This is a genomic window from Streptacidiphilus jeojiense (genome assembly GCF_000719095.1).
Classification (GTDB): domain Bacteria; phylum Actinomycetota; class Actinomycetes; order Streptomycetales; family Streptomycetaceae; genus Streptacidiphilus; species Streptacidiphilus jeojiensis.
In genome coordinates this window covers 121,482-143,075 of record NZ_JOEH01000020.1, presented here as the reverse complement: position 1 = coordinate 143,075, position 21,594 = coordinate 121,482, and the positions used below count along the sequence as shown (strand labels likewise).

Below are 21,594 nucleotides of genomic sequence, written 5' to 3'. Positions count from 1 at the left end.
ATGACGCTTTCCCTTGCCTCCATCCTGGCCGAGAACGCCCGCCGCAGGCCGAACAGCACCGCCCTGGTCGAGGGCGACCTCCGACTCACCTTCGCCGAGCTGTGGCAGCAGTCGCTGGCGCAGGCCGCGGCCCTGGTCGAGCTGGGTGTGCGGCCCGGTGACCGGGTGGCGCTGATGGCGCCCAACGTCACCGAGTTCCCCCGCGCCTACTACGCGATCCTCGCGGCCGGCGGCGTGGTGGTGCCGGTGCACCTGCTGCTCACCGCCGAGGAGGTCGGCTATGTGCTGCAGGACAGTGGCGCGACAGTGCTGATCAGCCATGCGGCCACGGCGGCGGTCGCAGCCGGCGCGGCCTCGGCGGCGCAGGTTCCGCTGGTGACGGTGGGTCCGGCCGTGCCGGTGCCCGGTGCGGTCGGACGGCTGGAGGAGCTGACCGGACGGGCGACCCCGCTGACGCACTTCACGGCCCGTCAGCCCGAGGACCCGGCCGTGGTCTTCTACACCAGCGGGACCACCGGCCAGCCCAAGGGCGCGATCCTGAGCCATCTCAGCCTGGTCATGAACGCCACCGTCAACGCCTTCGACGCCAACCACGTCGAGTCCACGGACGTGGCGCTGGGCGCGCTGCCGCTGTTCCACACCTTCGGACAGACCGTCAGCATGAACTCCACCTGGCGGGCCGGCGCCACGCTGGTGCTGCTGCCCCGCTTCGACGCGGACGCCGCGCTGGCGCTGATGGTGCGCGAGGGTGTCAACACCTTCCACGGCGTGCCGACGATGTACATCGCGCTGCTGGAGGCGGCCAAGCGCGCGCCGGAGCTGCCGAGGCTGCGGCTGTGCATATCCGGCGGCGCGTCGCTTCCCGTCCCGGTGCTGGAGCGGTTCGACGCCGTGTTCGGGACGAGCATCTGGGAGGGCTACGGCCTCTCGGAGACCTCGCCGACCGCGTCGGTGAACCAGCCCGACTTCGGCACCAGGGCCGGCACGGTCGGCCATCCGGTCTGGGGCGTGGACGTCGAGATCGCCCGGCCGGAGCTGGACGACCGGATCGAACTGCTGCCGGCCGGGGAACTGGGCGAGATCGTGGTGCGCGGCCACAACGTCTTCCTCGGCTACCTCGGCCGCCCCGAGGCGACCGCCGAGGCCCTGGTCGACGGCTGGTTCCGGACCGGGGACCTGGGCACCAAGGACGCCCAGGGCTTCATCAGCATCGTGGACCGCAAGAAGGACATCGTGATCCGCGGCGGCTACAACGTCTACCCCCGGGAGGTGGAGGAGACGTTGCTGCGGCACCCCGCGGTCGCCGAGGCGGCCGTGATCGGCCTGCCCGACGAACTGCACGGGGAGGAGGTGTGCGCGGTGGTGATCCTGGCCCAGGACGCGGAGCAGCGCCCGACCGCGGACGAGCTGATCGCCTGGTCCAAGGAGCACCTGGCCAAGCACAAGTACCCGAGGCGGGTGGAGTTCGTCGACGCGTACCCGCTGGGGCCCAGCCACAAGGTGCTGAAGCGGGAGCTGCGGGCGCGGTTCAGCCGGTAGCGGCAGCGGGGGTGGCGGTGGCGGTGGCAGGTGCGGCAGGCGGCTGACGCACCATGAGGACGTCGACCGGGTCCTGGTCCTCCACGGTGAAGCCGTGCCGCTCGTAGAGCCGGCGGGCGGCGCTGCCCTGCAGGACCTGCAGCCGGACCGGGACCCCGTCGGCGTCGGTGCGCTCCAGCAGCGTGCGCAGGACGGCCGAGCCGAGGCCCCGGCCCTGGACGGCGGGGTCGAGGTAGAAGCTCTCCAGCCACTGGCCGTCCGGCGCCGGGCGGAGGGTGACGCAGCCCGCGAAGGCCTTGCCGGCCAGGATCACCGAGGTGTGCTCCGGGGCGAACGAGTCCCGGAACCGCTGGCGCACCCGGTGCTCGTCGAAGCGGCCCAGGCGCTCCAGGTCCCTGCGCATGACCGCTGCGCGGAGCTCGGCGATCGTTTCGACGTCGGCGGGGGTGGCGGGGCGCAGGGTCCAGTTCAGCCGGCTGCTTGTGATCATGGTCGTAGTATCGCAAGCGGGCGGGCTGTACAGGGCAGCAGGGGAAACCACCGGGGGCGCGGGGCTCGGTGCGTCGAGTGTGCACGGAGTGCGTGGTTGATCGCGCAGTTCCCCGCGCCCCTTGCGGGGCCCCTCTGGTCACTCAGGTGCGGGAGTCCCAGGCCAACAAGAGTTGCCGTTCGCGGTCCTGGGTCATCACACGGTCGTCCTTCTGGCTGTGGTGGACGTCGAAGGCGTCGTCCATGCCACCCGGGGCGAAGAGCCAGGCGGCTGTGTCGCGGATGGAGTCGGGGACCGGGCGGCAGTGCAGGCCGGCGGCGATGGCCTTGGCGGAGGAGGGCGACCAGACGGCGGCGAAATCGTCGTTCGGCGGGGCCCAGAGCGGGAGCTCGGTCCACGGCTCGACGTTGTGCTCCTCCAGGAAGGCGTCGTCCACCCAGACCAGCTCGGCCTTGCCGCCGGTGGCCTCCACGCAGGTGCCCAGGTACTCGCCCCAGGTGGTGTTGGCGGGGGTTCCGCTGGTGAGGTAGGTGCCGCTGCTGCCGTCCACGATCCGGTCCAGGCCGAAGACGGCGATGTCGCGGGCGTCGATGACCTGCATCTCGCGGTCGGGGCTGCCGGGGGCGATCATGCGGCCGCCCTGCGCGGCGCGGCGCAGCCAGACGGCGAGGCGCCGGGCGCGGTCGCCGGGGCCGAGGATCAGGCCGGGCTCGATCACCAGGGTGCGGCCCGGGAAGCCCTCGGTGACGGCGCGTTCGCAGCCGACCTTGAGTTTGCCGTAGTCGCCGTCGTCCGGACCCGCGTCCGGCTCGCACTCGTGCCGCAGCGAGCTCTCGTCGACGGGCTTCGCCGGCCACTCCGGGTAGGCGTTGATCGTGGAGATCATCAGGTAGGTGTCGGCCGACTTCGCGAGGGCCGCGACGGAGGCGCCGACCACCCGCGGGACGTAGCCGCAGACGTCCACGACGGCGTCCCAGGGGCCGGCCGCGGCCAGGCGCTCCAGGTCGGCGCTCTGCTCGCGGTCGCCCTGGACCACGGTGACGCCGGGCTCGTCCGTGCCGGACTGCCCGCGGTTGAAGGTGGTCACCTCCCAGCCGCGCGACAGCGCCTCATGCACGAAGGCCCGTCCGAGGAACACCGATCCACCGATCACAAGTAGCTTCATGGGATCGAGTGTCGGCCGGACGGACGGGCAACCGAAAGAGCCTTCTGCCGTCAGCAGACAAGGTCGGCTGACGGCAGAAGGAGACTGCGGGGCTAGCTCGCCTGCGCGCGCCAGGCGTCGACGCCGGCCTGGGAGGCGGCCTTGGAGACCGCCTTGGCCTGGCGCATGGCGCGGGTGGCCATCTCGGTGGGCGGGGTCTCGAGCTGCTGCACCCAGCCGCGTCCGGCCGTGGCCAGGGCGGTGCCCGCGATCGCGGTGCCGACGAGGGCCAGCAGGGCCCCCGTGCCGGTGAGGACCGCACCGGCGGCCAGCATGCGTCGGTTGACCCGGAAGGTCATCATCTGGTTGTTCGCCATACCCCTACCCTGGGGGTGAGCGGCACCGCGTGCCTCGTGGGTGGGCCATCCGGGTTTGGCCGGTGGCCCGGCGTTGCGTAAGGTGTCGCAGTTGGCATCGCCACACCTCACCACCTCCCCCAGCCACGGAACGGCAGCAGCGGCATGAGCGCAGGACCCGACAGCGGCACCACCCTCGCCGAGGCCCGTGCCGGGGAGACGCCGGTCGAGGACGTCCCCGGCATCGACCCGGAGCGGCTGAAGCTGGCCCTCGCGGTCCTGGCCGAGCTTGACCAGCTGCCGATCGACCACCCCGACGCCATCGCGGTCCGGCTGGCCACCGCCGGGCTGTACCGGACGGTCAAGCACCGCCGCCGGCAGGAGCGCCGGGCCGCCAAGACCGCCAACGACCGGGCCGTGACCGAGGCGACCGCGACCGGCGCGGCGGACCGGATCGACGACGAGACCCAGGGCCTGCAGCTCACCAGCGGCACCAGCGGTCCGATCGCCGGCGTGCTGGAGCGGCCGCGCTCCTGCTACATCTGCAAGACCCGCTACGTCGAGGTCGACGCCTTCTACCACCAGCTGTGCCAGCCCTGCGCCCATGAGAACCGGGCCCGCCGGGACGCCCGTACCGACCTGAGCGGCAGGCGCGCGCTGCTCACCGGCGGACGGGCCAAGATCGGCATGTACATCGCGCTGCGGCTGCTGCGCGACGGCGCCCACACCACGATCACCACCCGCTTCCCCAACGACGCGATCCGCCGGTTCACGGCCATGCCGGACAGCGCCGAGTGGCTGCACCGGCTGCGCATCGTCGGCATCGACCTGCGCGACCCCTCGCAGGTCATCGCGCTGGCGGACTCGGTGGCCGAGCAGGGCCCGCTGGACATCCTGATCAACAACGCGGCGCAGACGGTACGCCGCTCCGCGCAGGCCTACGCCGAGCTGATCACCGCCGAGGACGCGCCGCTGCCCGCCGGGGAGCTGCCGGAGGCGGTCGTGCTGGGACGCTTCGACCTCAGCCGCCAGCCGGCCCTGCCCAGCCAGTCGCGCGGCGAGCGCGGCGCGCTCAGCGCCCAGGCGCTCACGGCGCTCGCGCTGACCAGCGGCTCGGCCGCGCCCGCGCTGGTCGAGGCGGGGACCGCGATCGACGCCGGTGGCCTGGTGCCGGACCTGGACCCGGTGAACAGCTGGAGCCAGAAGGTCGACGAGGTCGACCCGATCGAGCTGCTGGAGGTGCAGCTCTGCAATGTCACCGCGCCGTTCATCCTGGTCAGCAAGCTGCGCCCGGCGATGGCCCGGTCCACCGCGCGGCGCAAGTACGTGGTGAACGTGTCCGCGATGGAGGGCCAGTTCAGCCGCGGCTACAAGGGCCCGGGGCACCCGCACACCAATATGGCCAAGGCCGCGCTGAACATGCTGACCCGCACCAGCGCCCAGGAGATGCTGGAGCAGGACGGCATCCTGATGACGGCCGTGGACACCGGCTGGATCACCGACGAGCGCCCGCACCCGGACAAGATGCGGCTGGCCGACGAGGGCTTCCACGCCCCGCTGGACCTGGTGGACGGCGCGGCCCGGGTGTACGACCCGATCGTGCGCGGCGAGCAGGGCGAGGACCTGCTCGGGGTGTTCCTGAAGGACTACGCGCCGTCCCCGTGGTGAACCGGGGAACCCGGGCAACCGGGACCACCGGGACGGCTCCTGGTCGGGGACGGCCCTAGCTGCTGGTGAGCGAGCCGGTCAGGCGGGCCAGGTGGCGTTCGACCGAGCCCGGGCGGCTGGTGTCCGGGACGTCGCGGCGCAGGGCCAGCAGGTCCGGGCCGAGCCGGCGGGCCTCGTCGTCGTCCTCGATGGCTCGCCAGCAGGCCTCGGCGTTGGCCGCCGCCTGGGTGGTCTCCGGATCGTCGGAGCCCCGGGTCTCCAGCAGGCTGAGCGCCACCGCGCGGTAGAGCTCGGTGGCGTCGGCCTGCTTGCCGGCCAGCCGGGCCACATGGGCGTGGACCTGACGCACCCGCAGCGAGACCTCGGCGTGCGGGCCGTGCTCGGCCACGGCCTCGTCCTCCAACTCCTGGGCGAAGGAGACGGCACGGGTGTGCTCGCCCGCGTCGGCGGCGGCCACGATGACGCCGATGGCCACCCGGTAGTCGTCCGGGGCGGGGTCCTCCGCAGGGGGTTCCGCCGGCGCGGCGGTGCCGGTGTCCGCGAGGGCGTTCTCGTCCAGGGCGCGGAGGTGGACCGTCGGCGCGGTCGGGGGCAGCGGCGGCGTGTCGAAGGGGGGCGGGTCCATGGCCCCGGCCACGGCCACCGCGCCCGGCGGCGGCATCGGAACCGGCTGCTGTTGCGGGGCGGCCTCCAGGCGGCGGGCGGTGTTGCGGAAGATCTGCCGGCCGGGGGCATGGGTGGCCACCAGCACCACCTCGGGACGCAGCACCGAGTGCACCTGCTGGTGCAGTTCCTCCGGGGTCAGCATGCCGTTGGCGCCCGGGCGTCCGCCGTGCAGGGCCTCGATCAGGGCCCGGGTGAAGGTGCCGACCTGCTGCGGATCGGGGGTGACCGCCGCCCACAGCGGCATCCCCGCACCCAGTGGCGAGGGGACCACCCGGAGCGGCGGCAGCACCGCCTCCTCCGCGCTGAGGTCGGCGACGACCAGGGTGGCGGTCTCGGCGGGGCGCAGCCGGATCTCCTCGGCGACCGACGCCCAGGGCAGCCGGGAGTCGCCCAGGTCGAGTTCGGCGCCGCCGGTGCGGCGGTCCCTGACGAGGTGTCCGCCGATGTGGACCAGCAGCGGACCCGGATGCCGCACGGCCGAGCGCAGATGCGCGAGCACCCCGGACGCATCGGTGGCCGCGGTCAGATGGACGGTGTCCACGGAGTCCGCCGCGAGCAGCACCTGCGGAGCGATGGCGGCGATGATGGTGGAGAGCCCGGGAGCGGGGCGGCCGGCCCGTGGCGGGAAGCGTCGCGGGCTCTGCCCGTTGCCGCCCTCGATCACCAGCACCCGACCGCGCGGCCCGGATTGGCCCTGCCGGTCCGGCAGGACCTGCTGGACCGCCTGGACCTGCTGAACCGCCGTGACCTGCTGGATCTGCGGACCCGGCTGGGTCTGCCGGCCATGAGGGCCATCGCCCGGCGCCACCGTCTCGCCCGTCACCACGCCACCCCGTCCCCGCAGTTCCGCTGCGATCGTCCAGAAGCGACACCCTACCGTCGGATCATGGAGCCCCTTTCAGCCGGTGCCCCGAAGTTCCGCGATCAGCGCGTTGGTCTCCGGTTCCAGCGGCCGTCCGGTCCGGTTGGGGAGGCGTTCGAGGCGGGTCACGGCCTTGTTGAGCTGCTCGACGGCGCCGGCGTCGGCATAGACGCAGAGCAGGTCGCGGTGGAGCAGTTCGGTGTCCGGGGCGGGCTGGAGCCCGGCGAACGCAGCCGCCTCGGCGCCCTGGTGGTCGCCGGCCCGGAGCCGACGCAGGATCAGCTCGTGGGCGGCCTCCACGGCCTCCGGCGAGTCGTCCGACTCGGGGTCGTAGGGGGCGGGGACGGCACCGGGGTGGGCGGAGCGGCTGCGGACGGTCCAGGGGTCGAGCGGCGGGGCGAGCTCCGAGGCCCCGGGCTCGGGGAAGCGGCCCTGACCCGGCGGGGGGAACAGCGGGGTGGGGGCGGGCTGGGGCTGGGCTTCGGGTTCGGGTTCCGGTTCGGGCGCGGCCTGGGGGGCGGGCGCCTCGTCCGGCCGGAACCAGGAGTCGAGGTCGACGTCGGGCACGTCGGTGTCGGCCTCCGTGCCGGCCCCGGTGCCGGTCCCGTCGCCGGTCTCCCTGAGCAGGGCGATCCACTGGGCGTACTGGTGGTCCGTCAGCCGCTGCAGTTCGACGCCCATGCCGAGTCCCGGCAGGTCCGCGCGGCCGCGGGCGGGGAGCGTCCAGCGGGCCATCGGTCCGGCCCCCGGCGGGGGTGCGGCGGTGACCACGGCGACGCTGCCGCGCGGGCTGGCGTCCAGCAGCCTGCCGAGCGCCTCGGGGATGCTGCCGCTGGGCGCCGTCGGGCAGAGCACGATGTCGGGGGCCCAGGCCTCGCTGACCACCCCCCGGCCCCTGGCCTCCCTGGGAGTGGCTGCTCCTGCCTCCGCCAGGGACTGACGTACGGCCAGGTCGCGGGCGACCACCGCGGCCACCGCGTCCTCCAGGGTTGCGTGCATGTGCAGCCGCCCTTCAGCGGCCGCCGCCAACTCGTCGGCGACGCCGACCATGTGGATGTTGACCCGGTCGGCGAGCGGGGTGAAGGCGAGTTCCAGGGCGAGGGTGCGCAGGACGTCCGCGACGTCGCCGGGCGCCCCCGCGAGGTGCACCAGCCGTATTGCCTCCAGGTCGACCAGGACGATGCTGCCGTCCTCCATCGTGCCGACGCTGACCAGGCCCGGATAGGGCGCGGGCACGGTGCCGGCGTCGGCGGGCGACAGCAGCCCCTCGGCGTCCGGGGTGGTCCACCAGACGGTTGAGGCGTGGGCCGCCTGGAACGGTGCGAGCGGCACCGCCGGGGCGGAGAGGTAGAGCTCGACGCTGGGCACCGGGGTGCTCTGGGCCGAGACGAGGCGTGCCGCGACCAGGGCCGGCAGGCGTCGGCCCTCGACGACCGCGGTGGCGGCGAGGCTCCGCAGGGCGCGGTCGAGCAGGTCGAGACCGGAGGCGTCCTGACGTTGCGTCAGCGCCGTCTCGAAGGCCGAGAGGCCGGTCGCGACGGCTGCGGCGGGGAGTTCGGGGAGCGGCGCGGGGACCGGGCTGAGGCCGGAGTCGAGGTCCTCGTCGGGTTCGGAGGTGACCGGGGCACTCGACGTGCCGGGGAGCGGGGCCAGCAGGGCCGGGGGCAGCGGCACCGGGTCGGGTCCGCCACTGCGCGGGCGGGCAGCGGAGCGGCCTCCGGGACGGGGGGCGGGGCGCACTGCGCGGTTGCGGCGGCGCAGCGCGACCGCGCCGACCAGGACGGCGGCGAGCACCGCGGTTCCGCTGAGGGTCTCGCTCTCGGACAGACCGGAGCCGTGCGTCGGCGTGGACCCGTGTTCGGTGGGCGGCACGACGGGGGCGCCGGCGCTGTGGCTCGGGGAGGCGGTCGTGGACGGCGCCGTGGAGGTGGGCGCCTTGGACGTCGGGGCCGTGGAGGGGCCGGACGCCCCGGCGGCACCGCTGTGGGCGGGGTGGGTGGGGGCGGCGGTCGGGGTCGGCGCGGCGGAGTGTGTGGGCGCGGCGGTGTGCGTGGGTGCGGCGGAGTGTGTGGGTGCGGCGGTCGCCGGCGGGGTCGTCACCGGCGCGGTGGACGTGGGAGGCGTGGTCGTGGGAGGCGTCGTGGTGGGAGGCGTCGTCACCGGTGCGGTGGTGGTCGGCGGGGTCGTCGTGGTGGTCATGGTGCCCGAAGTCGAGGGGACGGTCAGCACCATGCCCGGCTCGATCAGGTCCGGGTCCTCCAGGCGGTCCCCGTCCGGCGCCTTGGCGCCCTTGTTGGCGGCGAAGAGTGCGGGCCACTCGTCGGCGTTGCCGAGTTCGCGTTGGGCGATCGCGGAGAGCGAGTCCCCGGCCTCGACCTTGACCTCGGTACCAGGCTTGACGGTCGGCGGCGCCGTCACCGCCGAGACCGCGTCGGCCGGCATCAGCAGCACCCAGCCGGGCTGGATCGGCCGGTCCGCGTCGAAGCGGCGTCCAGCCGAGTCCATGATGCGGCCCTGGTTGAGCCGGGCGATCTCGTGCCAGCGGGCCCCCGAGCCGAGATGGCTCTCGGCGATGCTCCAGAGGCTGTCGGCCGGGCGCTCGTCGCGGACCGTGTAGGTGGTCTGCCGGTGCTTGGCCGTCTCGGTCGTCGTCGCGGCCGCCGCGCCGCTGTCGGTGAGCGTGTGCGAGGCCTGGTCCGCGGTCACCGCGACCGGTGCGTGCACGCCCACCGTGGTGGTGACGGCCGCGGGGGTCGCCGCCAGCGCGGCACCGGCCGTGGGCAGCAGCGCCAGCACCGCGCCGACCAGGGTACCCGCCATCCGCTGGCTCCAGCCGAGCGCCAGGATCCGTCGGGCGCTGCGACCGCGCAGCTGGGCCGGGATCTCGACCACCACCGACAGGGCGAAGCAGAGCCAGGCCAGCCAGCCGATGACGACCAGCGCCCAGAGGAAGAGGTTGCCCTGGTCGGGTTGGGTCAGCAGGTCGACGATGCCGGAGCGGGTCGGATCGCCCTGGCGGGTGACCGCGAGGGTGCCGAGGGCGAGGACCCCGGGCAGGCCGACGAGCAGCAGCGCGAGGGCGACGAGAGCGGTGAGGCCTCGTAGCAGGAGACGGAGCATCAGGGCTACTCCACGTTGGGGGCGGTGAGGTGCGGTCAGGGGCCGGTGCTGGTCAATGGGTCGGGGCCGGTGACCCCGGGGACGAGGCGGGCGCTGCCGTGGCCCTCGACGGGGATGTCCCCGAAGCCGAACAGGCCGAGCATGGTGGTGTGGTAGGTCGCGTTCACGGTCACGGTGATGGTCTGGTCGGTCGCCACCGCGCTACCGGTGACGCTGTTGTTGCCCACCGTGCTGGCACCCAGGTAGGCGTCGGCCGCGGCCTGCGCGGCCTGCGGGTCCAGGCGGATGCCCTTGCCCTGCAGCAGCGCGGCCCGGTCGATCTGCTGGCCGCCGGCCCTGGCCGCCTCGTCGGCCACGGCGTCGGCCTGTTCGATGGCGATCAGCCGGCCGCCGCCGTCGATGACCAGCCCCGACAGCATCAGCAGCGCCGTCGCGCAGATCGCCACGAAGATGGACAGGGCTCCGCGCTCGGACGCGTCGGCAGATGTGGTCGCAGTGCTCATGAGGCCCGGTAGAGGTCGAGGACGGAGGTGAAGGTGCTGCTCATCGTCACGCTGCCGGGCATGCCGGGTACCGCGAGATCGCCCAGCGGGACCACGCAGACCACGGTGACCTGCACCGAACCCGCCTGATCCTGGGTACTCGGTACGAAGTCCACCTGGGGCTGCTGTCCGCCCTGGCAGGAGACCCCCTCCTGGTCGAGCGTGGTCGCCGCCGAGTCGGCGGCGGCAGCCTGGGCGGCGCCGGCGGTTCGGGTCAGCGAGGCGCTGCGGGCGGCGTCCCGCGCCGCCGCGGCGACCACGCCCTTGGCGGTCTCCGCCCGGCCCGCGGCGATGACCAGCAGCAGGAACAGCAGGATCGCCGGGACGAGGATGGCCGCCTCGATGGCGATGCTCCCCCGTTCCTGGTCGGCATCCACGTCTGCTCCTCCCTTCCTCACTCTGCTGGGGTCCTCACTGTGCTGTGGCCGGTACGAAGCGCTCGACGGGGGCGGTGATGGTCTGGGTGATGAGGATCCCGGGCAGGAACGGCAGCAGCGACTGGGTCCGCACGGTCACCGTCGAGGTGACCGTGGTGTCGGACTCCGTCACGGTGACGTTCCGGTCCGTCAGCCCGCCCCCCACCCGGTCCAGGAAGCTGTTCGCCTGGGTCTCCCCCGCCGCCGGATCGGCCTGGAAGAGCCGCTGCGCCTCGCTGCCCTCGCGGGCGGCGGTCAGCGCGACCTGGCGGTCGTACCACCAGAGCGCGCCCTGCACCGTGAGCAGGATCAGGACCAGGACGGACGGGAAGACCAGGGCGAGGCTGATGGACATCGACCCGGCGTCCTCGCGGGACGCCGGCCCGGTCCGCAGTCGTCGCTTCATCAGGGGCCGGTGATCTTGCCGGATTCCTTGGTGACCAGTGCTGTGATGGCGGCCACGACCAGCCCTGCGGCAAGGATCAGCACGATGACCAGCAGCGCCAGTTCGATGCTCAGGGCCCCCTTGTCCCGGTCCTGCCGTGCGGCGGACACCCGTCCGATCCGGTACCGCAGCTGGTGCAGGCCCGCCACCAGCGGCAGCGGTACACCGGGGCGGCCCTTCTCGATGTAGCTCCGTACGCGCTTGGGGGTCAGCATGGTCAGCCTCCGTGGAAGATCTGAAAGACGGCGGGAAAGGCGATCAGAAAGGTCATCAGGGTGACGAGCGCGGAGCCGGGCGCGACCATGCGCTCGCTGTCGACGTTGGACCGGTCCAGGTCGTCGGTGAGCAGTTCGGCGCGCAGGTTGCGGGCCCGGGCGCGCAGGGCGCGGTAGACGGCGGCTCCGTCGGTGCCGGAGATCCGCATGATGTCGGCGAGGTCCTGAAGGGGCGTCAGCGCCAGTTCCGCGGACAGCACCTCCAGCCCGTCCCAGGGCGGCAGCCGGTCCAGCGCGGCCCGGTCCAGGGTGTCCGAGATCCGCAGGAAGACGGTGCCCCGGCCGACCCGGGCGGCCCGGTGCAGCGCCTCGGCGGGGCCGCAGTCGGCGGCCCGCTCCAGGGCGACCAGTTCCAGGTAGGCGGCGATGCCGTGCAGGTACTCGACCCGCGCCTCCTTGGCCTCGCTGCGCACGATCACGTCCGGCAGGAACCAGAACAGGGCCGCGAGCAGCAGCGAACCGAGTACCGGAACCGCGATCGGCAGCGTGCCGCCCATCGCGCTGTAGCCGAACTGCACCAGCGGCGGCAGCAGCAGCCCCAGCAGCGCGAACATCGCCTTGTGGGCCATGAAGCGGGCCGGTGTGCGCCCGATCAGGGCCAGCTCCCGGGTGGGTATCCGCACCCCCGGCAGGCCCAGCAGGCTGCGGCCGATGCGCTCGCCGAAGTCGGCGTCCCGGCCGTCCTGGGCCGAGGGCCGGACCGGTGCGCGGTGCAGCCGGGCCAGCGCCGAGGTCAGGTCCGGTGGCGCCGGGCGCAGTTCGGCCGCCAGGACGGCGATGCCGATGCCCAGGGCGGCTCCGGCGAGGATGAGCCAGGTCAGCATCAGGGCACCTCGCTCTGGGCCAGGTCGGCGGGCAGTTCGACGCCCGGTGTCGAGCCGGTGGGCGCACGGCCAGTGGCGCTGCGCCGGTCCGGTTCCAGGAAGCGCGGGGTGGGCTTGTGGCTGGCGAGGCTGCGCATCCACCAGATCACCGCGAAGAACGCCAGCGCGATCAGCACCAGGACCAGCTGCCCCAGGGCGGTGCGGTAGGGCGCGGTGTAGGAATGGTTCAGCGAGCCGACGCCGATCACGCCCAGGATGATCAGCACCATCCAGCGCACCGTGGCCCGGTGCTTGGCCCGGTCCGCCTCGATGGCGCGGCGCTGCCGCACCTCCTCGCGGACCGACTCGGCCAGGTCGGCCAGCGCGCCGGCCAGGCCGGGGCCCCGGTCAGCGGCGCGCAGCAGCAGGGCCGCCAGGACCTTGTCGGCGGTGGAGTCGTTGAGGTCGTCGGCGAAGGCGCGCAGCGCCTCCTCCGGGGTCCAGCGCGACTGCAGCCGCCCGACCAGGTCGGTGATCTGGCGCTCCAGCGCGGCGGGTGCGGTGCGGCGGCTGGTGACGATGGCCTGTTCCAGGCCGACGCCGAGCAGCAGCACGTCGGCGATCCGCTGGGTCCACTCGGCCAGCGCCTCCAGCTGCTCGATCCGGCCGGTGTGGGCGCGGGTGGAGGCGAGCAGCCAGGGGACCAGGAAGACCAGTGCCGGCAGCAGCAGGCCCATCAGCGGAACGCCGGTGTACAGCCACGCGCCAGCGCCGGCCGCGACCGCGACGGCGACCTGGATCCGCCGCCGGGCCAGGTCCTGGGCCAGCCGTTCGCCGCGGCTCGGCCCGGGCCGGTACTGCTCCGGCTTGGGCTCGCTGCCGCGCAGGAACCAGACCAGGGAGATCAGGCCGGCCACCACGGCGGCGCCGCAGAGCATGTAGAGCAGCGTCACCGCGCACCCCCGGCCTTGACCCGCAGGTCCAGCGGCCTGCCCCAGGCGCCGTGCGGGGAGTCCAGCAGACGGGCGTCGAAGCCGACCCGGCGCAGGTCGTCCAGGCAGGCTGGCGGGGTCTGCGGGACGGCGCGCTCCTCCGCTCCCCTGGGGCCGAAGATGCTGTTGAGGGCGGGGCGTCCGCTCTCCCCCATGCCGACGACCTCCAGGACGTGCGAGACGAAGCGGTGCCGCCGGCCGCCGATGGGGGTCTCGTCGACCATGGTGACGTGGACGACGAAGTCCAGGGCGTTGGCGGTGAGCCGGTAGGCGAGGGTGTCGGTCATCTGCGAGCCGTACTCCAGGCAGAGCTCGGCGATGCGGTCGATGACCATGTGCGGGGTGCGGGCGTGCAGGGTGCACATCGACCCGCCCTCGCCGTTGGTCATCACCCGCAGCATCGGGACGACCTCGGCGGAGCGGACCTCGCCGACGATGATGCGGGTCAGCGTCATCCGCAGGGCCGCGGGGATCAGCTCACCGATCGTCAGCTCCCCCGCCGAGCGGCCGTCGACGCGTTCGCCGTTGCCCTCGCGGGCCTCCATCGGGACGACCTGGCGCAGATGGCCGAGGGTGTGCAGCCACAGCTCGTACTCGGACTCCAGGGTGCCGACCCGCTCGTCCGGGGGGATCTCCCCGGCCATGGCGCGCAGCAGGCTGGTCTTGCCGACGCCCTGGGTGCCGGTGATCATCACGTTCTTCCGGGCCCGGATCGCGGCGGCCAGGAAGGCGGCGAGGGTGCTGTCGATGGTGCCCATGGCGACCATGTCGCCGAGGGTGGCGCTGGCGACGCGGTGGCGCCGGATCGCCACGTAGGGGCGCGGGGTGACCCCGGTCATCGCCTGCAGCCGCATGCCCCCCTCCAGCCGCAGGGCCAGGGTGGGGCTGGAGGTGGAGAGGCTGCGTTCGCCGCCGCCGTGACGGCGCGCCAGGTCCTGCAGCAGCTCGACCAGTTCGTCGTCGCTGTCGGCGACCGGCGGCACCTGCCGCAGCGGCTGGTGGGCCCGCGAGACCCAGACGTCGTCGCAGCCGTTGACCAGGATGTTCTCGATCTCCGGGTCGTCCAGGTAGGGCTGCAGCCGGCCGGCCCGGAACAGCAGGTCGTAGACCGCCTCGGCCAGGGCGCGGTCCTCCTCCCTGGTCGGCGGCGCGCCGTGGGTGAGGGCGTAGGTGTCGGACCAGCGGGCGACGGCGTCCTCGATCAGGGCCCGGCCGCGCTGACGCCTGGTGGCCGGGTCGGCGGCGGTGCCGCGCTGGTCGTCCAGCAGGGCGAGCTGCTCGTGCAGTTCGGCGGCGACCTGGCGCTTGAGCACACGGGCCACCTGCGGGTCCGGGGCGGGCGCCGCGGCGAACGGGGAGAGGTTGGGCGGCAGCGCCGACGCGGGGGACTGTGACGTCGGGGACGGCGGCATCGGGGACTGTGGCATCGGCGACGGCGGCACCGGCACGGTGGGCAGGACCGGGTGCTGGACCGCGGTCGGCGACCAGGCGGCGAAGCTGCCGCCGTTGCCGGGGGCAGCGCCGTTGACCGGAGCACCGCCGTGGCCGGGGGCACTGCCGTTGCCGGGGGCGCTGCCGTTGACCGGCCTGGCCGGCTCGGCCTGGTCACGCGGGGCGGCGTGACGGGAGGTCATCGCGCACCCCCGGTGGGTGTCGGTGCTTGCCGGGGATCAGGCCCGGTGTCCGTCCGCCAGCGGGGCTCCATCTCCTGGCCCGGGCCGGACGGTCCGCCGGGGGTCGGCGGGGCGAACGGCTGCGGTACCGGCTGCCGCGGCGCGAAGCCCGCCAACGGGGCGGGTTGGGGCTGGGGTTCGGGCTGGTACGGGTACTGCGGCTGGGCGGCGGGCTGACCCTCAGGGTGAGGTTGATACTGATCAGGCTGCGGTTGCGGCTGCACCTGAGGCTGCGGCTGGTACGGCTCGGGCTGCGGGAACGGGGCCGCCTGCGGTGCCACCGGGGCGGCCGCGGCCGTCGAGGCGGTGCCGAGGCGCAGCCGCCGACGGCCCGTCAGCAGCCGTACCTCGTCCGCCGTGGACCGCACCGCGCGCATCAGCGCCGAGCGGACGAACCGCCGGTCGCCGCTGTCGCCGCCGTCCGACAGCACCCGGGCGCTGCGCGGTTCGTGCGGCAGCAGCCCCAGCACCGGCGCGCCCAGCGCCTTGCCGACCTCGGCCGCCGCGTACGGGCCCTCATGCACCAGGATCAGGCCCAGCGCATCGGACCCGGTGCCGTTGGCGTCCAGGTCGGCCGCGAGCGCGGCCACCCTCGGCCGCGCCGCGCTGAGTCCGCGCAGGGTGGTGCGCACCGTCACCAGGACCGCGTCGGCCCCGCGGGCCAGCGGCGCGGAGGCGCCGTGCGCACCGTTGCGGCCCAGGTCGACGATGACGTCGCAGCCGGCTGCGTCCAGGTCGTGGCAGGCCGCCACCAGCGGCTCCCAGGTGTAGGCGAGGCCGGGGGCCTGCGCGGGGTCGGTGAGGCCGGGCAGCAGCAGCCGGTTGCCGGTGCCGTCCCGGGAGAGGTCGACGAGCTGCTCCCAGAGCGTCTCGGCCAGCCGCCCGCGCCGGTCGGCGACGGCCAGGTGCCGCAGTCCGTACCCGGCGTCCAGCCGGCCTTCGAGGGCTCCGGCGAGGACCGCGCCGCCGTCCGGGTCGCACTCCAGCAGGACCACCCGGCGGCCCTCGGCGAGCGGCCAGGCGAGCAGCAGTGCCAGTGCCGTGGTGGTGGCCCCCGGGGCGCCGGGGCCTCCGCTGATCGCGACGACTGCCATCAGCCGCCTCCCTGGGCTGCCAGCAGCAGGGCGAACTTCCCGCTCGCGGCCAGGTCGGCCACGGCGGCACCCTGGGCGGCGGGGACCGCGAGGTCCACCACCACCGTGCCGTCGCTGTCCGGCGATCCGATGTCCACGACGGTCGCGGTCAGCGCGCTCAGGGTGTTCGCGGCGGAGCCGTTGCTCCCCGACGCGTTGCCGGCCGCGGACGGGGTGGCCACCAGCACGACCCTGCTGCCGGGCTCCAGCTTCACGGCCGGCAGCTGGGTGTGCTTGGTGGCGACGCCCACCACCTGCTGGCCGGCCTGCACCAGCGGCGCGTTGGTGAGGTCGCCGCTGGTGAGCAGGGTGCCCGCCTTGAGGTCGGCGGTGGCGCGCATGCCGACCACCCTGCTGTTGACCGAGATGGGTTTGAGCGCCGGATCCAGCGGGATGTGGGCCTCCGTCAGATCGGCGCTGGTGATCGCCTGCCCGGCCGGGACGTTGCGGGCCAGGGCGATGACGGCGACGCGCTTGCCGGTGGCGGTGTAGAGCGCGGCGCCGCCGAGGCCGCCGGCGGCGATCAGCGCGACCGCGAGCGCCAGCACGGCTGGCCGTCTGCGCCGCGCTCCGCCGATCCGGTAGGGGGCGGGCGCACCCGCTGCGAGCGGTGGGCGGGTGGCCGTGAGCGGCCCGGTCGGGGTATCCACCGTGCGGTCGCCTCTCAGGAGTTGTTCGTCGGCTGGTTGAGTACCTGGAGCTCTTCGACTCTCAGGGTGGTCGCGACTCCGGCGACGGAGTCCACGTCGAGTTCTCCGCCGACGCCTACGGATGAGGTCCATCGGGCGTGCCAACCGACTGTCGCGGTGATGGCGTAGCGCTCTCCGGGCTGGTTCGCGGAAGGCTGGTGGTAGGTGTATCCGCATTGGGGGGAGGCGCTGTCGCCGTCCGACGGCGCGTAGGAGGCACCCGGTGCATCGGCGGAGCACTGCGCGAGTCCGCCGTCGCCCATGTCCCAGGTGATCCCGGTGGACCACACCGTCAAGGTCACGGTGAGCGCGCCGTCCGTCTCCACCTTGGTGATTCCGTGGTCGGGGCCCGGGCCGGCCCAGGCGTTGCCCCCGGTGTCGATCCACAGCCAGATCGGAGCCCCCACCAGTGCGGTCCCGCCGGGCGCGGTGTGCACGACCGGGGTGCCGAGGTGGATCGCGTCGCGTGCCCTGAGGGCCAGCGCGGCGGGGGTCACCGCAGCGGCCGGGGGGCCGCCCGCGATGAAGACCTCGACGGTGTCGCCTCCGGCCTGGTTGGGGCAGGTCTGCAGGTAGAAGGCGCCGTCGGCCGGCCCCTTGCCGGCCCAGAGCGGGTCGTTGGCAGGCGGCTGCGGCTGGGCCTCCATGTAGTAGCAGCCGTTGGCGGGATCCAGTGCGCCGTACTGGTTGCTGCAGTCGACCGGCTTGCCGCCGTAGTAGCAGGCGTTCGCGCCACCCCCTCCCCCGCCGCCACCGCTGGTGGAGCCGGCCGACGGAAGTGTGCTGGCGCCTACGCAGACATAGTTGATCGCGCACGGTCCAGTGGTGTCCGCGGCCGCACGCGGGCTGTGCAGCCACAGCGGCGAGGAGAGTGCCAGCACCAGTGCCACCAGCAGTGCTGCCCAGCGCCGGTGACGGACCGTCGGCGACTGCGGCCGGTGCCCGGCCCTCAGCACGACTGCCCCGTGTTCTCGTGGACGTCGGAGATCATCCAGACACCCCCCACTGTTCGAGCCGTCGCGGTCACCCGGTACCGGGCCAACCGATGTGCTGGATCGCGCAGCTGACGCGTCTTCTGGTCGATCTGGTGCCAGCCGGTGATGTCCAGGCAGTCCTGGACGGTGGCGCTCTGCACCCCGCTAGACGGGGCGACGGTGCCGATTTCAGTCACGCTCGGATTGCTGCGGGGCGCGCCGGACATCAACAGCCCGGCCCGGTTCAGCCGTTGGGAGTCCGTGTACGCGCCGCTCAGTGCGGCTCCGATGGAGTACGTCTGCAAACCGCTGCCGGTGACCGTTCCGCTGTCCAGAGCCTTGACCTGCGCCGCCCAGAAGCCCGCGTAGGCGCGCAGCACCAGGACCCCGGTGATACTGCTGGGCAGCACCGAAGGCGCCGCCTGCACGGAGACCCCCGCCGAGGGTGCCGGGGCCGCGGTCTGCGGGGCACTCGGCAGCGTCTGCACGGTGCCGCCCGCCGAGCAGGCGGTGAGACCCAGCGCGGCGGACGCAGCGGCAGCGGCGATCGCGGCACCACACCGCAACGTCCCACCCATGTGTCGCATTGATGCCCCCTCGCCGCGTACTCCCCAGGTGGCGATGAATCAGCACACTATTACTCGTTTGCTGTCATGTCCTGAGTGTGGCTGATTTTCTCGTTAACGAAATGTGCACGTCAATCACTTCCGTACGGCTGTTCCCCAGTGGTCTCCCGCAGTACCCCCCGTAGCACCGCACGGTTGCGCAGCAGCAACCTGGACGCGGCCGGGGGACCCAGCCAGCGCGAGCCGGGGGTGTCCCTGGCCTCCAGGGTGCTGTGCAGCGCCGCCGGATCGAGGACCGCGGGCTGGCCCGGCAGCCCCTCCCGCACCGCCTGGTCCAGCAGCGCGGAGAAGCCCCCCGCCGTGGCCGTCACCGCGCCCACCCCGGTCACCGCGCCGGGAGTCCCGGAGCGGCCCCAGCGCGGCGGCGCGTACGGCTGCAGCCGGCCCCAGAGCCTGACGCCGACCGCGTCGAAGGAGGCGCTCGCCCAGGCCTCGGCCCCGACGACCGCGTCGACCACCAGCAGCGACTCCCCCCGGGCCGCCCCTGCTCCGTGCGCCAGCGCACTGACCACCCAGTCCCAGGCCAGACCGCGGCCGTGCGCGTTGTCCCGCCCGCTGCCCGCGGTCACCAGCACCGGACGCCGCCGGCGGACGTCCCAGGTGAACTGGCCGCCCAGATAGACGACCAGCAGCCTGCTGTCCCGCTCCACGGCCTCCTTGACCGCGGTGAGCAGCATGTTCGCGTCCGCGTCCGGCGGAACCGCGGTGACCTGGCAGCGCCCCGCCCCCGCGTCGAACATCGCCCCCGTCACCACCTGCGCGAACAGCCCGCCCCCTGCGGCCGCCCCGATCGATCCCGCGAAGGCACGTTCCTCGGGGCACTCCGCCCCCAGCAGCACCAACTCCACCACCATGCCCACAGCCCCCCATCAACGGATGCCCCTTTCCCACTCTTTGCCGGGACTATGTGCCCTACCCCCGACGAGTTTCCGACAGCAGACTCGAAGACATGGACCCGATCGACCTCCCCGAGAGCACGCAGACCACGCTCAGCGCCGACGAAAGCCTGCGCCTGCTCGCGCGCGGCTCCCTCGGCTCGCTCGGCCGCATCGTCTACACCCGGCACGCCCTGCCGGTGGTACTGCCGGTCAGCTTCGCCCTGGACTTCTCCGGCACGCTGATCGTCTCCACCCCCGGCGGCAGCAGCCTGGCCGCCGACCTGGACGGCGCCGTAGTCGCGCTGCAGGTCGACAGCGCTGATCAGGACGCCGACCGCAAGGACTCCGAGCCGGACCCGCTGGGCGCGGTCTCGGTGATGGTGCACGGCACCGCCCGGGCCACCAAGGACGGCACCGGGCTGCGTCTGGTGCCCGAGCTGATCAGCGGCCTGCGGCTGGAGTGGGCGGCGGAACAGGCGCAGCAGGCGGAACCGACGGGGTCGGCGGACAAGTGACCCGCCAGTAGCTGTAGCCTCCACCCAACACCGGATGTGCAGGAGGAGTGTCAGCATGGCTACGTTCGCATCGCTCGCCGATTTCACCGCGGCCGTCGGCACCGAGCTGGGCAGCAGCGAGTGGCTCACCGTCGACCAGGACCGGATCAACCTCTTCGCCGAGGCCACCGGCGACCACCAGTGGATCCATGTCGACCCCGAGCGCGCCGCGGCAGGCCCCTTCGGCACCACCATCGCGCACGGCTACCTGACCCTGTCGCTGATCCCGGCGCTGGTCAAGGAGTGCTACAGCATCGAGGGCGGCCTCCGGATGGCCGTCAACTACGGCTCGGACAAGGTCCGCTTCCCGGCGCCGGTCCCGGTCGGCTCCACCATCCGGGCGACCGCCGAACTGGTGTCCGTCACCGAGGTGGCCGGCGGGGTCCAGGCCGTGGTGCGGGTGACCATCAGCAACAAGGACGGCGGCAAGCCGCACTGCGTCGCCGACACCATCACCCGCTTCTACGTCTGACGCCGGCTCAGCCGGGGCCGAGCCGGAAACAACTGCCGAGCCGCGTCGGCGGCCCGCAGGTACGCTTCCCGGGAATCATGGTTTCCTCGTCCTAGGAGGCGCTGTGCCCGGAACCGGCCCCTGGGCCCGCATCACCGATCTGCGTCCCGCAGCGTTCGGCGCGGAGCCCACCGGAGAGCGCCTGGCGCGGATCCGCCGCTCCCCCAACTTCGTGGACGGCGCCTTCCGCAACCCGGTCCCGACCCGCCGGCTGGCCTCCGGGGCCTTCCCGGGCGCCCTGCGCGAGGGGCTGGCCAAGAAGCGGACCCGCCCGGCCGAGGCCGTCCCGGTGCACCGGCTCACCCCGGCCGAGCTGGCCGTGCCGCCCGCGAGCGGGCTGCGGCTCACCTGGATGGGGCACGCCACGGTGCTCGCCGAGATCGGCGGGCGGCGGGTGCTGTTCGACCCGGTCTGGGGCGAGCGCTGCTCCCCCTTCGCCGGGTTCGGACCGCGTCGGCTGCACCCCAACCCGATCCCGCTGCCCGAGCTCGGCCCGATCGACGTGGTCGTGGTCTCGCACGACCACTACGACCATCTGGACATGGCCGCGATCCGGGAGCTGGTCCGGTCCGGCGCGGACTTCGCCGTCCCGCTGGGGGTGGGCGCGCACCTGGAGCACTGGGTCGTGCCGGCGGACCGGATCACCGAGCTCGACTGGAACGAGTCGGCGCGGATCGCCGGGCTCACCCTCACCGCGACCCCGGCCCGGCACTACTGCAGCCGGGGGCCGCGGACCAGTCGGCACCAGCTGTGGGCCTCCTGGGTGGTCCAGGGCGGCGAGCACCGGGTCTTCCACAGCGGCGACACCGGCTACTTCCCCGGCTTCGCCGCGATCGGGGCCCAGTACGGCCCCTTCGACGCCACCATGGTCCAGGTCGGCGCCTACAGCGAGTTCTGGCCCGAGGTCCACATGACCCCGGAGGAGGGCGTCCGCGCCCACGGCGACCTGACCGGCGAGAGCGGATCGGTGCTGCTGCCGATCCACTGGTGCACCTTCGACCTGGCGCCGCACGCCTGGGAGGAGCCGGTCGAGCGCACCCTGGCGGCCGCCGCGCCGCTGGGGCACACGGTGGCCACCCCGCGCCCCGGCGAGCCCTTCGAGCCGGCCGCGGGCACCGTGTTCCGCCCCTGGTGGCGCGCGGTCGCCGCGCCACTGGACGGGGCCGGGGCGGAGACCGGGACCAGCCGCACCTCGACCGGCTCCGCGGAGCCCGAAGGCGTCCCGGCCTGAGACGGCG

General features: G+C 73.8%; 22 protein-coding genes. 5 read left to right on the top strand and 17 right to left on the bottom strand.

The window, feature by feature from the left end:
* Entirely contained in the window at positions 1-1,539 is a 1,539-nt protein-coding gene (locus IF29_RS0126080; protein ID WP_030259608.1) for a long-chain-fatty-acid--CoA ligase, read from the top strand.
* Here the strand turns inward: IF29_RS0126080 and IF29_RS0126075 are convergent.
* From IF29_RS0126075 to IF29_RS0126065, 3 genes are all read right to left on the bottom strand, one after another.
* Complete coding sequence (locus IF29_RS0126075; RefSeq protein ID WP_051726011.1) at positions 1,529-2,029, bottom strand: GNAT family N-acetyltransferase; 501 nt, start codon at positions 2,027-2,029, stop codon at positions 1,529-1,531. The genes IF29_RS0126080 and IF29_RS0126075 overlap by 11 nt on opposite strands.
* Before the next feature lie 142 nt (positions 2,030-2,171).
* The gene (locus IF29_RS0126070; protein ID WP_030259604.1) at positions 2,172-3,194 is read right to left on the bottom strand and encodes an NAD-dependent epimerase/dehydratase family protein; all 1,023 of its coding nucleotides are present in this window, start codon (positions 3,192-3,194) and stop codon (positions 2,172-2,174) included.
* 92 nt (positions 3,195-3,286) lie between these two features.
* Positions 3,287-3,550, bottom strand: a complete 264-nt coding sequence (locus tag IF29_RS0126065) for a hypothetical protein (protein ID WP_030259601.1) — start codon at positions 3,548-3,550, stop codon at positions 3,287-3,289.
* Between the two features lie 144 nt (positions 3,551-3,694).
* On the opposite strand from IF29_RS0126065, the gene IF29_RS0126060 reads away from it, so the two are divergent.
* The gene (locus IF29_RS0126060) at positions 3,695-5,197 is read left to right on the top strand and encodes an SDR family oxidoreductase (RefSeq protein WP_030259599.1); all 1,503 of its coding nucleotides are present in this window, start codon (positions 3,695-3,697) and stop codon (positions 5,195-5,197) included.
* Positions 5,198-5,252: 55 nt separating this feature from the next.
* Here IF29_RS0126060 and IF29_RS0126055 read toward each other — a convergent pair whose 3' ends face one another.
* The 14 genes from IF29_RS0126055 to IF29_RS0125990 form a co-directional block, all read right to left on the bottom strand.
* A complete protein-coding gene (locus IF29_RS0126055; protein ID WP_198037557.1) occupies positions 5,253-6,686 on the bottom strand; it encodes a hypothetical protein in 1,434 nt (477 codons plus the stop codon).
* A gap of 75 nt (positions 6,687-6,761) precedes the next feature.
* A complete protein-coding gene (locus IF29_RS0126050; RefSeq protein ID WP_030259595.1) occupies positions 6,762-9,845 on the bottom strand; it encodes a LysM peptidoglycan-binding domain-containing protein in 3,084 nt (1,027 codons plus the stop codon).
* Positions 9,846-9,880: 35 nt separating this feature from the next.
* A complete protein-coding gene (locus IF29_RS0126045; RefSeq protein ID WP_030259592.1) occupies positions 9,881-10,348 on the bottom strand; it encodes a TadE/TadG family type IV pilus assembly protein in 468 nt (155 codons plus the stop codon).
* Positions 10,345-10,764, bottom strand: a complete 420-nt coding sequence (locus IF29_RS0126040; RefSeq protein WP_030259590.1) for a TadE/TadG family type IV pilus assembly protein — start codon at positions 10,762-10,764, stop codon at positions 10,345-10,347. The genes IF29_RS0126045 and IF29_RS0126040 overlap by 4 nt, the downstream gene beginning before the upstream one ends.
* 34 nt (positions 10,765-10,798) lie before the next feature.
* Complete coding sequence (locus IF29_RS0126035) at positions 10,799-11,209, bottom strand: TadE family protein (protein WP_030259587.1); 411 nt, start codon at positions 11,207-11,209, stop codon at positions 10,799-10,801.
* Positions 11,209-11,463 (bottom strand): hypothetical protein, encoded by a 255-nt coding sequence (locus tag IF29_RS0126030; protein ID WP_030259584.1) that lies wholly within the window; start codon positions 11,461-11,463, stop codon positions 11,209-11,211. Before IF29_RS0126030 ends, IF29_RS0126035 begins: the two co-directional genes overlap by 1 nt.
* Positions 11,464-11,465: 2 nt before the next feature.
* On the bottom strand, positions 11,466-12,347 hold the full coding sequence (locus IF29_RS0126025; protein ID WP_051726010.1) for a hypothetical protein: 882 nt from the start codon (positions 12,345-12,347) through the stop codon (positions 11,466-11,468).
* A complete protein-coding gene (locus IF29_RS0126020; RefSeq protein ID WP_232242434.1) occupies positions 12,347-13,279 on the bottom strand; it encodes a type II secretion system F family protein in 933 nt (310 codons plus the stop codon). Before IF29_RS0126020 ends, IF29_RS0126025 begins: the two co-directional genes overlap by 1 nt.
* Positions 13,276-14,952, bottom strand: a complete 1,677-nt coding sequence (locus IF29_RS0126015; RefSeq protein WP_232242433.1) for a TadA family conjugal transfer-associated ATPase — start codon at positions 14,950-14,952, stop codon at positions 13,276-13,278. The genes IF29_RS0126020 and IF29_RS0126015 overlap by 4 nt, the downstream gene beginning before the upstream one ends.
* Positions 14,949-16,085 carry a CpaE-like family protein gene (locus IF29_RS0126010; protein WP_063757602.1) on the bottom strand — a complete coding sequence of 379 codons (1,137 nt, stop codon included), beginning with the start codon at positions 16,083-16,085 and terminating at the stop codon, positions 14,949-14,951. Before IF29_RS0126010 ends, IF29_RS0126015 begins: the two co-directional genes overlap by 4 nt.
* A complete protein-coding gene (locus tag IF29_RS0126005) occupies positions 16,085-16,774 on the bottom strand; it encodes an SAF domain-containing protein (RefSeq protein WP_030259573.1) in 690 nt (229 codons plus the stop codon). Before IF29_RS0126005 ends, IF29_RS0126010 begins: the two co-directional genes overlap by 1 nt.
* 14 nt (positions 16,775-16,788) lie before the next feature.
* Positions 16,789-17,769 (bottom strand): hypothetical protein, encoded by a 981-nt coding sequence (locus tag IF29_RS46975; RefSeq protein ID WP_051726009.1) that lies wholly within the window; start codon positions 17,767-17,769, stop codon positions 16,789-16,791.
* Complete coding sequence (locus IF29_RS0125995) at positions 17,763-18,365, bottom strand: hypothetical protein (RefSeq protein ID WP_030259568.1); 603 nt, start codon at positions 18,363-18,365, stop codon at positions 17,763-17,765. The genes IF29_RS46975 and IF29_RS0125995 overlap by 7 nt, the downstream gene beginning before the upstream one ends.
* 119 nt (positions 18,366-18,484) lie before the next feature.
* Entirely contained in the window at positions 18,485-19,267 is a 783-nt protein-coding gene (locus IF29_RS0125990; protein ID WP_157623930.1) for a hypothetical protein, read from the bottom strand.
* Positions 19,268-19,362: 95 nt separating this feature from the next.
* Between IF29_RS0125990 and IF29_RS43850 the strand changes: the two genes are divergently transcribed.
* The 3 genes from IF29_RS43850 to IF29_RS0125975 all read left to right on the top strand — a co-directional run bounded on the left by IF29_RS43850 (position 19,363) and on the right by IF29_RS0125975 (position 21,587).
* Positions 19,363-19,806: a pyridoxamine 5'-phosphate oxidase family protein gene (locus IF29_RS43850; protein WP_051726007.1), complete on the top strand. Its 444-nt coding sequence runs from the start codon at positions 19,363-19,365 to the stop codon at positions 19,804-19,806.
* Positions 19,807-19,861: 55 nt separating this feature from the next.
* Positions 19,862-20,317, top strand: coding sequence for a MaoC family dehydratase (locus IF29_RS0125980; protein ID WP_030259563.1), 456 nt, complete (start codon positions 19,862-19,864; stop codon positions 20,315-20,317).
* A gap of 103 nt (positions 20,318-20,420) precedes the next feature.
* Positions 20,421-21,587, top strand: a complete 1,167-nt coding sequence (locus tag IF29_RS0125975) for an MBL fold metallo-hydrolase (protein ID WP_051726005.1) — start codon at positions 20,421-20,423, stop codon at positions 21,585-21,587.
* The last annotated feature ends 7 nt before the right edge of the window (positions 21,588-21,594 follow it).

What these genes read in the sequence shown, in the direction of transcription:
- IF29_RS0126080 (WP_030259608.1), top strand. Translation starts at nt 1, where the DNA reads ATGACGCTTTCCCTTGCCTCCATCCTGGCCGAGAACGCCCGCCGCAGG.
- IF29_RS0126075 (WP_051726011.1), bottom strand. Translation starts at nt 2,029, where the DNA reads ATGATCACAAGCAGCCGGCTGAACTGGACCCTGCGCCCCGCCACCCCC.
- IF29_RS0126070 (WP_030259604.1), bottom strand. Translation starts at nt 3,194, where the DNA reads ATGAAGCTACTTGTGATCGGTGGATCGGTGTTCCTCGGACGGGCCTTC.
- IF29_RS0126065 (WP_030259601.1), bottom strand. Translation starts at nt 3,550, where the DNA reads ATGGCGAACAACCAGATGATGACCTTCCGGGTCAACCGACGCATGCTG.
- IF29_RS0126060 (WP_030259599.1), top strand. Translation starts at nt 3,695, where the DNA reads ATGAGCGCAGGACCCGACAGCGGCACCACCCTCGCCGAGGCCCGTGCC.
- IF29_RS0126050 (WP_030259595.1), bottom strand. Translation starts at nt 9,845, where the DNA reads ATGCTCCGTCTCCTGCTACGAGGCCTCACCGCTCTCGTCGCCCTCGCG.
- IF29_RS0126045 (WP_030259592.1), bottom strand. Translation starts at nt 10,348, where the DNA reads ATGAGCACTGCGACCACATCTGCCGACGCGTCCGAGCGCGGAGCCCTG.
- IF29_RS0126035 (WP_030259587.1), bottom strand. Translation starts at nt 11,209, where the DNA reads ATGAAGCGACGACTGCGGACCGGGCCGGCGTCCCGCGAGGACGCCGGG.
- IF29_RS0126030 (WP_030259584.1), bottom strand. Translation starts at nt 11,463, where the DNA reads ATGCTGACCCCCAAGCGCGTACGGAGCTACATCGAGAAGGGCCGCCCC.
- IF29_RS0126025 (WP_051726010.1), bottom strand. Translation starts at nt 12,347, where the DNA reads ATGCTGACCTGGCTCATCCTCGCCGGAGCCGCCCTGGGCATCGGCATC.
- IF29_RS0126015 (WP_232242433.1), bottom strand. Translation starts at nt 14,952, where the DNA reads ATGACCTCCCGTCACGCCGCCCCGCGTGACCAGGCCGAGCCGGCCAGG.
- IF29_RS0126010 (WP_063757602.1), bottom strand. Translation starts at nt 16,085, where the DNA reads ATGGCAGTCGTCGCGATCAGCGGAGGCCCCGGCGCCCCGGGGGCCACC.
- IF29_RS0125995 (WP_030259568.1), bottom strand. Translation starts at nt 18,365, where the DNA reads ATGGGTGGGACGTTGCGGTGTGGTGCCGCGATCGCCGCTGCCGCTGCG.
- IF29_RS0125990 (WP_157623930.1), bottom strand. Translation starts at nt 19,267, where the DNA reads ATGGTGGTGGAGTTGGTGCTGCTGGGGGCGGAGTGCCCCGAGGAACGT.
- IF29_RS43850 (WP_051726007.1), top strand. Translation starts at nt 19,363, where the DNA reads ATGGACCCGATCGACCTCCCCGAGAGCACGCAGACCACGCTCAGCGCC.
- IF29_RS0125980 (WP_030259563.1), top strand. Translation starts at nt 19,862, where the DNA reads ATGGCTACGTTCGCATCGCTCGCCGATTTCACCGCGGCCGTCGGCACC.